This is a genomic window from Microbacterium sp. che218 (assembly GCF_040436305.1).
In the GTDB taxonomy this organism is placed as follows: domain Bacteria; phylum Actinomycetota; class Actinomycetes; order Actinomycetales; family Microbacteriaceae; genus Microbacterium; species Microbacterium algihabitans.
The window spans coordinates 2,416,645-2,429,376 of sequence record NZ_AP031501.1; the positions used below are offsets into that span (position 1 = coordinate 2,416,645).

8 protein-coding genes are annotated in these 12,732 nt (G+C 68.2%); 7 read left to right on the forward strand and 1 reads right to left on the reverse strand.

The window, feature by feature from the left end; genetic code table 11:
* Window positions 1-214: 214 nt before the first annotated feature.
* Window positions 215-2,413 carry an ATP-dependent Clp protease ATP-binding subunit gene (locus tag ABXS86_RS11450; RefSeq protein ID WP_353664529.1) on the forward strand — a complete coding sequence of 733 codons (2,199 nt, stop codon included), beginning with the start codon at window positions 215-217 and terminating at the stop codon, window positions 2,411-2,413.
* Between the two features lie 116 nt (window positions 2,414-2,529).
* Here the strand turns inward: ABXS86_RS11450 and ABXS86_RS11455 are convergent, their stop codons facing one another.
* Window positions 2,530-4,239, reverse strand: coding sequence for a CBM35 domain-containing protein (locus ABXS86_RS11455; protein ID WP_307207154.1), 1,710 nt, complete (start codon window positions 4,237-4,239; stop codon window positions 2,530-2,532).
* Between the two features lie 379 nt (window positions 4,240-4,618).
* On the opposite strand from ABXS86_RS11455, the gene ABXS86_RS11460 reads away from it, so the two are divergent.
* The 6 genes from ABXS86_RS11460 (at window position 4,619) to ABXS86_RS11485 (ending at window position 12,584) form a co-directional block, all read left to right on the forward strand.
* Window positions 4,619-5,611 carry a LacI family DNA-binding transcriptional regulator gene (locus ABXS86_RS11460; RefSeq protein WP_307207152.1) on the forward strand — a complete coding sequence of 331 codons (993 nt, stop codon included), beginning with the start codon at window positions 4,619-4,621 and terminating at the stop codon, window positions 5,609-5,611.
* Window positions 5,612-5,700: 89 nt separating this feature from the next.
* Entirely contained in the window at window positions 5,701-6,960 is a 1,260-nt protein-coding gene (locus ABXS86_RS11465; protein WP_307207150.1) for an extracellular solute-binding protein, read from the forward strand.
* An 84-nt stretch (window positions 6,961-7,044) separates the two neighbouring features.
* Window positions 7,045-8,019: a carbohydrate ABC transporter permease gene (locus ABXS86_RS11470; RefSeq protein ID WP_353664530.1), complete on the forward strand. Its 975-nt coding sequence runs from the start codon at window positions 7,045-7,047 to the stop codon at window positions 8,017-8,019.
* Window positions 8,016-8,834 (forward strand): carbohydrate ABC transporter permease, encoded by an 819-nt coding sequence (locus ABXS86_RS11475; RefSeq protein WP_353664531.1) that lies wholly within the window; start codon window positions 8,016-8,018, stop codon window positions 8,832-8,834. The genes ABXS86_RS11470 and ABXS86_RS11475 overlap by 4 nt, the downstream gene beginning before the upstream one ends.
* A 3-nt stretch (window positions 8,835-8,837) precedes the next feature.
* Window positions 8,838-10,793 carry a glycoside hydrolase family 127 protein gene (locus tag ABXS86_RS11480; RefSeq protein WP_353664532.1) on the forward strand — a complete coding sequence of 652 codons (1,956 nt, stop codon included), beginning with the start codon at window positions 8,838-8,840 and terminating at the stop codon, window positions 10,791-10,793.
* A gap of 36 nt (window positions 10,794-10,829) precedes the next feature.
* A complete protein-coding gene (locus ABXS86_RS11485; protein WP_353664533.1) occupies window positions 10,830-12,584 on the forward strand; it encodes an amylo-alpha-1,6-glucosidase in 1,755 nt (584 codons plus the stop codon).
* The last annotated feature ends 148 nt before the right edge of the window (window positions 12,585-12,732 follow it).

Consider the following 12,732-nt stretch of genomic DNA (forward strand, 5'->3'; position numbering starts at 1 on the left):
TGGTGCGACTGTCGGATTCATCCACCCCTCAAGCGTGCACCGCGAGCGGAGCGCGTTCAGCGATCCTGACGAAACGCACACAGCCGCAACGTCGCGCGCGACGGCCGTCCGGACGGATCCGGCGGCATCTCGGCATCCGTTGCCCTCCGCCCGTCGCGCTGCTAAAATTGAGTCCACGCAACTCAAGTTTGCGAACAGACTTTCAGGAGACCACATGAACGCCACGCAACAGCCGGGGCAGGAGGACGCGCGCAGCGCCCTCGAGCAATTCGGCATCAACCTCACCGATCGGGCCCGCCAGGGCAAGCTCGACCCCGTGATCGGGCGCGACGGCGAGATCCGCCGCGTCAGCCAGGTGCTCACCCGGCGCACGAAGAACAACCCGGTGCTCATCGGCGAACCCGGCGTCGGCAAGACCGCCGTCGTCGAAGGTCTCGCCCAGCGCATCGTCGCGGGCGACGTCGCCGAGAGCCTCAAGAACAAAGAACTCGTCTCGCTCGACATCTCGGCGCTCGTCGCCGGCGCGATGTACCGCGGCCAGTTCGAGGAGCGCCTGAAGAGCGTCCTCAAAGAGATCACCGAGTCCGACGGACGCATCATCACGTTCATCGACGAGCTGCACGTGCTCATGGGCGCGGGCGGCGGCGAGGGCTCGGTCGCGGCCTCGAACATGCTCAAGCCCATGCTCGCCCGAGGCGAGCTGCGGCTCATCGGTGCCACGACGCTGGACGAGTACCGCGAGTTCATCGAGAAGGACGCGGCGCTCGAACGGCGCTTCCAGCAGGTGTACGTCGGCGAGCCCACGGTCGAAGACACGGTGGCGATCCTGCGCGGGCTCAAGGAGCGCTACGAGGCGCACCACAAAGTCGCGATCGCGGATGCCGCGCTGGTCGCCGCCGCATCCCTCTCCAACCGGTACATCCCCTCGCGTCAGCTGCCCGACAAGGCGATCGACCTGATCGATGAAGCGGCCTCGCGCCTGCGCATGGAGATCGACTCGGCGCCCCTCGAGATCGACGAACTGCGTCGCCACGTCGACCGCCTCAAGCTCGAAGAGCTCGCGCTGAAGAAGGAGAAGGACGCCGCCTCGAAGGAGCGCCTCGCCACCCTGCGCGAGACCCTCGGCGCCGAACAGGCCAAGCTCGACGAGCTGCAGGCCCGGTGGGAGCGCGAGCGCGCCTCGCTCAACCGCGTGGGCGACCTGAAGACCCGCCTCGACGCCGCGCGCGTCGACGCCGAGCGCGCGCAGCGCGAGGGCAACCTCGAGCGCGCTTCGCGACTCCTCTACGCCGAGATCCCCGCTCTCGAGCGCGAGCTGATGACCGCCGAGCGCGAAGATCCGGCCGGCGACCGAATGGTCAATGAACAGGTGACCGACGAAGACATCGCAGCCGTCATCGCGGCGTGGACGGGCATTCCGGTCGGACGCCTGCTGCAGGGCGAGACCGAGAAGCTCCTCAACCTCGAGCGCGAGCTCGGCAAGCGCCTGATCGGCCAGCGCGATGCGGTGAAGGCGGTGTCGGATGCCGTGCGCCGCTCCCGTGCGGGCATCAGCGACCCGCACCGGCCGGTCGGTTCGTTCCTGTTCCTCGGCCCGACCGGTGTCGGCAAGACCGAGCTGGCGAAGTCGCTCGCCGACTTCCTCTTCGACGACGAGCACGCCATGGTGCGCATCGACATGTCGGAGTACGGCGAGAAGCACTCCGTCTCGCGCCTGGTCGGTGCCCCTCCGGGCTATATCGGCTACGAGCAGGGCGGTCAGTTGACCGAGGCCGTGCGGCGTCGGCCGTACTCGGTCGTGCTGCTCGATGAGGTCGAGAAGGCGCACCCCGAGGTGTTCGACGTGCTGTTGCAGGTCATGGACGACGGTCGCCTGACCGATGGGCAGGGCCGCACGGTCGATTTCACCAACGTCATCCTGATCCTCACCTCGAACCTCGGCTCGCCGATCCTCATCGACCCCACGCTGTCGATGGACACCAAGCGCGAGCAGGTGCAGGCGCTGGTGCGACAGGCGTTCAAGCCCGAGTTCGTGAACCGTCTCGACGACATCGTGATCTTCCAGGCCCTGAGCCAGGACGACCTCGCGCAGATCGTCGAGCTCGCCGTCGACGCGCTGCACAAGCGGCTGCGCGAGCGTCGGCTGAGCCTCGCGGTCACCCCCGACGCCCGGTCGTGGCTGGCCGAACGTGGCTACGACCCGGTGTACGGCGCCCGTCCGCTGCGGCGTCTGATCCAGACCGAGATCCAGAACCGCCTCGCGATGGCGATCCTCGCCGGAACCGTGCGCGATGGAGATGTCGTGCGGGTCGACGTGGCCAGCGACGGCGATTCGCTCATGCTCGTGAGCACCGGTCCCGCTTCGGAAGGACCCGGGGACGACGACGTGATCGAGGCCGAGATCGTCGAGTAACACGGAAGAAGGGGGGGGATGCCGCGGCATCCCCCCCTCTTCTTTCTCACCGACTCACCCGAGCGAGGCGGCCGGCTCTGCCCGTCCGGCGCAGGCGGATCGCCGGCGGGCGTCTCCTATCTCGGTGTGACGGAGATCGAGTCGATCTCCGCGAACCCGGTTCCCCCGGCGAAGCCCGGCGACCCCTTGGCGAGTCGGATGACGTTGTATCCGGCCTTCAAGGTCACAGACGTCGTCACCGACCTGTCGAAGGTGCCCCACGACCCGGTGGCGGGGTAGGAGATGGTCGACCAGGCTCCGCCGTTGTAGGCCAGACCCTGAGTGGCGGTGCTGCCGGTCCCGTTCGCGTAGCGGATGCCGAGGTTGTAAGAACCCGCCGCCGGGACGTTCACGGTGAAGTCGACGAAGCTCTGCGAGCGCATGTCGGCGGTACCGTCGATGCCTCCGACGTACGAGCCGTTGGACGCCGAGCTCGAGGTGCGGATGTCGGCGTTCACGACGGTCGCGTTCTCGGCCTCGTACACCTGCTGGGTCGCGGTGGTCGGGCCGTTCACAGGAGTGATGAGGGCCTGGTAGCTCTGACGCGCGTCCATCCCGTTGACGGGGATCGACACGGAACCGTTCACCACCGGGAGCGACTGCGTCGAGATGGTGGTCGGCGCCGCGACGTTCACGGCTCGTCCGGTTGCCGGCGTCGACGACAGGACGACCTTCACCGTGCTCCCGAAGCCCGTGAGGTTGTTCACGCGGACCGTGTTGTCGCCGTAGTCGCCGCCGAACACGACGTTGGTGATCTTCCGGGTGCTGTCGAGTGAGGCGATGCCGTCGAGATCGGCATCCGCCGTCACGGGCAGCATGTTGCCGGCCATCTCCCCGTACCACTTGTACATCCAGTACGAGGCGGTGGGCTGGCCGTTGTAGAGCAGGCCGTTCATGGTGCCGGCTTCGAACCAGTAGGCCCGCTCTGCATCATGCACGCCCGTGCGTTCGAACTGCGAGATGTAGTGCAGCGCGGCGCTGGGCACATCCACTTGGTCGGGCCACGCGTACTCGTTGATCGAGATCGGGCGCGGTGAGATGCCGAGGCTGCGTTCGAGAGCCCGGTAGTCCGCGACGTGCTCGTCGATGTCTCGCCATCCCTGCGAGAGCTCGTGCCACACGATGACGTCGGGGAGGGTGTTGGTGGCCTTCGCGTTCTCGAGGAACGACCGCATGAAGCTCGGGTTGTAGATGGTCGTTCCGGGGCCGATGATCGGCGTGACGGTGTCCTTGGCGCGGATGGCGCGATAGGTGCGGGTCCATCCGTCGTTGTACGGTCCCGCCTTCTGGGTGTCCCAGGTGCCGTCGGGTTCGTTCCAGATCTCCCAACCGTTGATGTTCGTGGTCGAGCCGGCGGCGAGACGGTCGTCGACCATCTTGTTGACCTTCTGGAGCCAGTCGTCCCAGCTGACCCACTTGTACGGGAAGTCCGGGTAGATGTCGGGCATGCGGATGTACTGCTGTCCACCCGTGGCGATCACGGTCGAGGCCACCTTGAGCGCATCGCCCGCAGGAGTCGTCGCGCCGTTTCCGAGCTGCTGCACACCCGGGGGCGGCTGGGTGTGCTGGCGCAGGCTCAGCGGTTGGAGGATCGACGCCGACGGTGTCGAGGCATCGGAGATGCCGTAAAGACCTCCCGCGGCGACGTGGGTGACCGGGCGCAGAACGGCACCGGCATCGATGGTGAGGGTGTGGCCGACCGCGTTCGCGGCTTGGACGGGCACGAGCAGCGCCGCGGCCAGTACGCCGACCGCGGCGGCGGTGGGTACCGAGAATCTGTATTTCACAACTGCTCCTTCGCAGGTGACGACCCCGTTCGGGGTCGCGAGGGGGGTCCGCTGCGGGTTGGGGGTCCGCATCGCTCCGGATCATCGAACCGGTTCGACGATGAGCCGGTACGTTCAAGGTAGGCAGAGCAGTCCGCGCTCGTCAAGGAAAAGATCGAAGCGCGTCGATTCGCCCCTGGCATCGTCGGCGGGCCGGTCGATCCCCGCGGGCGCGCCTCTCCCGCATCCCCCGACTGCCCCCGGGCGGCCGGCGTCGGCCCGAAAACAGATTCTGGAAATGTCGGTCTTGCCTTCGCAAGATTCGTCATTTATGGTCGAACCGGTTCGAAGTAGAACCGGTTCGACAGCGATGGAGCAGACAGTGGTAACGATTGGTGATGTGGCGAAGGCTGCGGGCGTTTCCCGCAGCACGGTCTCGTACGCCCTCTCCGGCAAGCGGCCGATCTCACCCGAGGTCCGCGACAAGATCGACTCGGTCATCCGGTCGTTGAACTTCACCCCGAACGCGGGAGCGCGAGCACTCGCCACGTCGCAGACTCACGTGATCGCACTCCTCGCGCAGTTCTACGCTGACGAATTCGCTCCGGCGATGATGCAGTACATCCTCGGCGTCACCGACCGGGCGCGCGACCTCGGATACGACACGCTGCTGGTGACGGAACCCGACGGGGTCGCCGCTCTGCGGCGCATCTCCAACTCCCGCATGGTGGACGGGTTCGTGCTGCTGAACGTGGCCGAGCACGACAGCCGCCTCGAGGTGCTGCGAAAGGCAGGCCAGCCCGGCGCTCTCGTCGGTCTCCCCGGAGACCCCCGGGGACTCGACGTCTTCGACCTCGACTTCGAAGCGACCGGCGCGCTGATGGTCGACCACCTTCACTCCCTGGGCCACCGGGAGATCATCCTCGTGTCGCAGCCCCAGCACGTCGTGGAGCGCGGCGGCGCCTACGTCTGGCGCCTCGCCGACGCCGCGCGTGCCCGCGCCGAAGAGCTCGGCATCCGACTTCACGCCCACCACAGCGCGTCGAGCCAGCCCGAGGTCGGCACCGACCTGGCTCGCCTGCTCGAGACGCACCCCGACGCCACGGGTCTGCTCCTGAACAACGAAGCCGCCGCGGCCGCACTCCCCAGCGTGCTGTCCGCGCGGAGCCTGCGCGTCCCCGAAGACCTGTCGGTGATCGGTCGCTACTCGGACGACTTCGCACGCACCTTCTCGCTGCCCTACTCCTCCGTCGACAGCGCGGCGGCCGAACTCGGGCGCCGCGCCGTCGAGCAGCTGGTCGCCCACATCCAGGGCGAGGCCGACGCACGCGTCGTCGAGCTCACGCCCCCGAAGATCTTGGACCGCGGTTCCACCGCTGCTCCCCCCGCGTGACGGCTTCGCCGTCGCCCCTTACCCCACCACACACCGCACAACTGCACCGCGGCCTTCACCCGTCTGGCCGCACGTTCAAGGAGGAACTGATGATCAACCGACACCTGCGACGCCTCGTCGCATTGACGACCGCGGCGATCGCCGTCGGTGCACTCGCCGGCTGCGCCGGTACGGGCGGCGGCGACGCCGACTCGACCGACGCCGGTGGCACCTACACCTGGTGGGATCCGTACCCGCAGCACGAGGAGGGCTCCGACTGGGCCAACCGCGTTCAGGCGTGCGGAACCGAGGCGGGAGTCACCATCCAGCGCACCGCGTACGACACCACCGCGCTCACCAACCAGGCACTGCTCGCCGCGCAGGAGAACAACTCGCCCGACATCATCCTGCTCGACAACCCCGCGGTGTCGACCCTCGCCGACACCGGCATGGTCTCGACCACCGACGAGCTGGGCCTGGACACGTCGAAGATCGACGCCAACCTGCTCGCCGCCGGTCAGCTCGACGGCAAGACCTACGGCATCCCGATCGGCGCGAACACCCTCGCTCTGTACTACAACGCCGACATCCTCTCCGCAGCCGGCGTCGACCCGCAATCGATCAAGAACTGGGACGACCTCACCGCCGCGCTGGCCGCCGTCTCGGCCACCGGCAACAAGGGGATCACGTTCTCGGCGCTGAACACCGAAGAGGGCTCGTTCCAGTTCCTGCCCTGGTTCTGGGGCGCCGGCGCCAATCTCGACGAGCTCGACTCGAGCGCTGCCGTCGACGCGCTCAACCTCTGGAAGGGATGGCTCGACAAGGGGTACGCCCCCAACTCGGTCATCACAAACTCGCAGAACACCGTTTGGGAGGAGTTCCTGACCGGTGGATTCGCGTTCGCCGAGAACGGCACCTGGCAGGTCAACAGCGCGGCCAAGGCGCCGTTCAAGACCGGCATCATCACCCTGCCGGCGAAGGACGGCGGAGCCGCCCCCGCGCCGACCGGTGGTGAATTCATCATCGCGCCCGTCCAGCAGGACACCGCGCGCTACGACACCACCCGCAAGATCATCGAGTGCATGACGACCTCCGACGGCTTCGTCGAGACCGCCAACACCTTCGCGTACTACATCCCGCCGACCGAGGACGGCCAGAAGGCCCTGCTCGCCGAGCACCCCGAGCTCGACACCTGGGTCTCGGCCGTGCAGGCGGCCAAGGGGCGCACGAGCGACAACCTCGGCACCAAGTACCCGGTGATCTCCGAGCAGCTGTGGACCGCGGTCCAGAGCGCTCTCTCGGGCGCGACCACCCCGCAGGCGGCACTCGACACCGCCCAGCAGGAGGCCGCGGCCAAGACCGGCGAGTAAGCCGGCTCCCCCCGCTCGGGGCGGGCCCGCGTATCTCGCCCGCCCCGAGCACCCCGGTCGTCTCGAAGACAAGCGAAAAGACCCATGACCGCAACATCATTCACACACCCGCAGCGGACCACGTCCGACACCGTTTCGGTCGTCGTACCGGACGACCGCAAGCGCCGGCCGGCCCGACTGCTCGGCTCGCGATGGACCGCGTTCGCGTTCGCCGCCCCCCTCGTGGCCTACCTGCTCGTCTTCTACGCCTTCCCGCTGATACGCAGCATCGACCTGAGCGTCCACGACTACACGGTCCGCGCGTTCGTGCAGGGCAATGCCGAGTTCGTCGGACTCAAGAACTACATCGACGTGATCTCCTCGCCGCTCTTCGGAACGGCTCTGGCGAACACCGCCGTCTTCGTCCTGATCTCCCTCGTCTTCCAGTACGTGCTCGGTCTCGCACTGGCCGTGTTCTTCCGCAGCAACTTCCCCCTGGCGGGCGTCCTTCGCGGACTGTTCCTCGTGCCGTGGCTGCTGCCGCTCATCGTCTCCGCCTCCACCTGGTCGTGGATGATGAACAGCGACTCGGGCATCATCAACTCGGTGCTGACCGCATTCGGCGGACCGCAGATCAACTGGCTGACCTCGCCCGACTTCTCCCTGATGTCGGTCATCATCGCCAACATCTGGCTCGGCATCCCGTTCAACCTCGTGATCCTCTACGCGGGGCTGCAGAACATCCCGATCGACCTCTACGAGGCGGCCTCACTCGACGGCGCCGGAGCGTGGCGGAAGTTCTGGAGCATCACGTTCCCGCTTCTGCGCCCGGTGTCCGCGATCACCCTGCTCCTCGGCCTCGTCTACACCCTGAAGGTCGTCGACATCATCTGGATCATGACCACGGGCGGCCCCGCCAACTCGTCGACCACTCTGGCCATCTGGTCCTACCGCGAGGCGTTCGGCACGGGTCAGCCCGACCTGTCGCCCGCGTCGGCCGTGGGAAACCTCCTCATCGTCATCGCCCTGATCTTCGGCTTCCTTTACCTGCGCATCCAGCGCCGCGAGGTGAACTCATGACTCTCCAACGCTCCTGGTGGAAGGTGATCGTCGGCGTCGTTCTGACGGCGCTCATGCTCTTCCCCGTGTACTGGATGGTGAACGTCTCGCTCACCAAGACGCAGGACCTGCGCGCGAACCCGCCGCACATCTTCCCCCTCGACCCGACCTTCGAAGGCTTCGAGGCGGTCTTCCGCCAGCAGCTCCCGAACCTCGGGACGAGCCTGCTGATCGGGCTGGGATGCGTCATCCTGACCGTCGTCATCTCCGCGCCGGCCGCGTACGCCATCGCTCTGCTCAACCTGCGGGGAGGACGGTCGCTGAACTTCATCCTCCTCGTCGCCCAGATGATCCCCGCAGTGGTCATGGCGATGGGCTTCTACGCGATCTACGTGCGGCTCGGGCTCCTCAACAGCCTGGGCGGCCTCATCCTGGCCGACTCGACCATCGCGGTGCCGTTCGGAGTGCTGCTGTTCACGGCCTTCATGTCGGGCCTCCCGCGTGAACTCCTGCAGGCAGCGCGTGTCGACGGCGCCGGCGCCTGGCGCACCTTCGTCTCGATCGTGCTCCCCATGAGCCGCAACTCGGTGATCACCGTCAGCCTCTTCGCGTTCCTCTGGGCATGGTCGGACTTCATCTTCGCCTCGACCCTCGCCCGCAACAGTCCGTTCAAGCCGGTGACGCTCGGTATCTACGCGTACATCGGCAACAACACCACCCAGTGGAACGCGATCATGGCGACCGCAGTCGTCGCCTCCATCCCCGCCGCGATCCTGCTGGTGATGGCGCAGCGCTATGTGGCCGCCGGTGTGACCGCCGGTGCCGTGAAGGACTGACCCATGACTCTCTCCCTCTCCGAATCGACGTTCACCACCGGAGGATCCCGTTCCTCCGGGCGACCGGTATCGCCCTCGCGCTCGGACCGCGACGGGGTCTCCCTCTCGCAGGTGGTGCTGGATCCCGGCGGATTCTGGGGCTCCCGCCAGCTCGTCAACGCCGAGGCGACCCTCTCGCATTGCCTGCAGTGGATGGAGGAGCTCGGGTGGATCGAGAACTTCGACCGGATCGCCCGAGGCGCACGCACCGACGAGCGCGCCGGGTGGATGTTCTCCGATTCGGAGATCTACAAACTCCTCGAGGCGATGGCCTGGGAGCTGGCGGTGCGCCCGACCGAGGCCTTGAGCGCCGAGTACCGCTCGCTCGTCAGCCGCGTCGCCGCAGCGCAGGACCCGGACGGATACGTCGGCACCGCCTTCGGGCACCCCGGTCTCCCGCCGCGCTACAGCGACCTGGCGATGGGGCACGAGCTCTACAACATCGGACACCTCCTCCAAGCCGCCGTCGCTCGCCTGCGCACCGAGGGCGAAGACCTCCTGGTGGATGTCGCGCGGCGCGCGGCCGACCACGTCTGCCGGGAGTTCGCAGAGGGCCGACGAGAGGGGATCTGCGGGCACCCCGAGATCGAGGTGGGGCTGGCGGAGTTCGCTCGCGCGACAGGGGAGCGCCGCTATCTCGATCAGGCCCGCCTGTTCGTGGGTCGGCGTGGTCGCGGGAGCCTGCCGGTGCGTCCGCTTCTGTCGGCGGAGTATTTCCAAGACGACGTCCCCGTGCGCGAGGCCGCCGTTCTGCGCGGTCATGCGGTGCGGGCGCTCTACCTGTCGGCGGGCGCGACCGATGTCGCCGTCGAGGACCGGGACGAATCGCTCCTCGCCGCGTTGGCGGTGCAGTGGCGTCGCACCGTCGAGAGGCGCACGTACATCACCGGGGGGATGGGGTCGCGGCACCAGGACGAAGGTTTCGGCGAAGACTTCGAGCTGCCCAGCGACCGGGCGTACTGCGAGACGTGCGCGGGGGTGGCGTCGATCATGTTCTCGTGGCGTCTCTACCTGTCCACGGGCGATGTGCACTACGCCGATCTCATCGAACGCACGCTGTTCAACGTCATCGCCGTCTCGCCGAGCCTCGACGGGCGGGCCTTCTTCTACGCCAACACCCTCCATCAGCGGGAGGCGGGAAGCGAGGCCGTCGCCGGCGTCAACACGAGAGCCGAGGGGAGCACCCGTGCGCCGTGGTTCGACGTGTCGTGCTGCCCGACGAACGTCGCCCGCACCCTCGCCTCGCTGCCGGCTTACTTCGCTTCGGAGGATCAGGACGGCGTCTCACTCCTCCAGTACGCAGCGGGGGAGATCGACGCGGGCGGCTTCCGGCTGCGAGTCGAGACGGACTATCCCCGGAGCGGGTCCATCCGGATCACGGTCGTGACGGCTCCCGCTGAGGAGCGCCGCGTGCGACTCCGGGTACCGGAGTGGGCGGACGGCGCCGTCTTGCGCGGGCCCGATGGTGCCGAGCGCCTGCTCCCGCGGGGATGGGCGGACGTCCGCCGCAGCTTCGCCGCCGGCGACGTCATCGACCTGGACCTCCCGATGGCCCCGCGGATGTCCTTCCCCGACGCGCGCGTCGACGCCGTTCGGGGGGCCGTGGCGATCGAACGGGGTCCCGTGGTCTTGTGTGCAGAATCCGTCGACCTCCCCGAGGGGGTCGGGATCGACGAGATCTCCGTGGAGGCCGGGGGGCCCGTCGAGACCACTCTCGACGGTGCGCGCATCCGCGCCCGGGTCAGACGGGTGGCATCCCCCGGGGACTTCCGCCCGGCGTTCGGCGGCGACACCCGAACGGAGAGCGACGGCACCGTCGAGGTCGGTCTCATCCCGTACCACCGATGGGCGGGCCGAGGTCCCTCGACGATGCGCGTCTTCCTGCCCCTGAGCGACGCTCGGACCCCCCGGGTCGGCTGACGCGCCGGCATCCCACCCCTCGTCATGGAAGCAGACATGTCCCACGCGGTCCCCACCTTCGACCTGCGCAGCGTTCCGTTCAGCCGTCGCGGGTCGTGGCTCGACCTCTCTCCCGTCATCGCCGCGCACCGTACGGTCGACGACGTGCACGTCGTCTCGCACAGAACGGGCATGCACGCCGTGCTGGCGCTCACCCCCTCACGAACGGCGGCGAGCGGTCGGATCAGCAGTGAGTGGACCACGGATGCCGATGCCGCACGCCTTCGTTGGTCCGACGGCCACGCTGGCGTCGACGCGGTGTTCGCCGAGGTCGACGTCGTCCGCATTCGGGGCTCCGCGGGCACGCGACTCGAGATCGCCGAGGTCGCGGAGGAGCTCACCCCATTCACCGGCATGTACCTCTTCCGGGATCCCCGCGACGGCAGCGCGGTCTTCACCGCCTACGAGACGGGAGCTCGCTACCGGGTCACGGCCTTGGCGGGCGCGCTGCGCCTCGAGGGCGCCGAGGCGCTCGGTGCGGCGCGCCGTTCGGTGATCGTCGAAGCGTCGGAAGGCCTGGGGGAGTGGGAGATCGCGCTCGAGGAGTTCGCGGCGTCTCGCTCGCCGTATCGCCGTACGGAGACCTTCGACGAGGCCGTCGCGAAGGTGCGGACCGAGTTCGTGGACTTCGCCTCGGGGGTCGCTCCCTGGACGGAGGATGACGAGCTCTCGCCAGAGGATCGCGACACGGCGATGCTGGCCGCCTACGTCATCTGGTCGGCCACCGTGGCGCCCGCCGGATTTCTCGAGCGCGAGTCGGTCCTCATGTCGAAGCACTGGATGGACAAGGTCTGGAGCTGGGACCACTGCTTCAACGCCATCGCACTCGTCCGGGGCGATCCGCGTCTCGCGCTGGATCAGTTCCTCGCGCCGTTCGACCATCAGGATGCTGCCGGCGCGCTCCCCGATTCCATCGCGCATTCCGAGCGGCTCTACAACTTCGTCAAGCCGCCCATCCACGGGTGGGCCTTGGATCGACTTCGCCGCGAAGGTCTCGAATTGAGGCGCGATGAGCGGGAGGTCGTCTACGACAAGCTCAGCAGGTGGACGCGCTTCTGGCTGGACGAGCGACGCGTGCCCGGCCGCGCGCTGCCGTATTACCAGCACGGCAACGACAGCGGATGGGACAACTCCACCGCCTTCGACCGGGCGCGTCTGATCGAGTCCCCCGACCTGGCGGCATTCCTTCTCCTGCAGCTCGACACTCTCTCCCGCCTCGCAGACGAGCTCGGACTCGACGGGTCGGGCTGGCGCACGGAGGGAGAACGCATCGCCGCCGCCCTCGACACCGAGTTGTGGCGGGGCGACGGCTATTCCGCCCGCGGAGTCGCCGACGGCGCGGACGCCAGCCGGTCCACGCTGCTCAACTCCCTCGCGATCGCGGCGGGCCCGCTTCTCCCCGAGGAGGCGCGCGACGCCCTGGCCGAGGGTCTTACGCCGTTCCTCACGCCCTGGGGACTGGCCACCGAGAGGCCCGACAGCGGGCACTACGAATCCGACGGCTACTGGCGTGGCCCGATCTGGGCGCCCTCGACCATGCTCATCGAGGACGGGCTGCGGCGCTCGGGTCACGTCGGCATGGCCGACGACATCAGCGAGCGCTTCCGGGGGCTGTGTCGACAGCACGGCTTCGCCGAGAACTTCGACGCGCTCACCGGCGACGGCCTCCGCGACCGCGCGTACACCTGGACCGCCGCCGTCTACCTGACCCTTGCGGGCGACGCGGCCCGGCGCGCACGAGAACCGACGTAGAACCCGTGCCCGCGGGGTGCGGGGTGGTACCAGCACAGGAGCCGGTGGGGTGTCTGACGTCTGGTGCCACCCCGGGGCCCGCGGGCCTGCCGGCTCAGCGGCCGCCGGTGCTCGCGGCGGATCCGGCCGCAACGGGCTGCACCGTTGA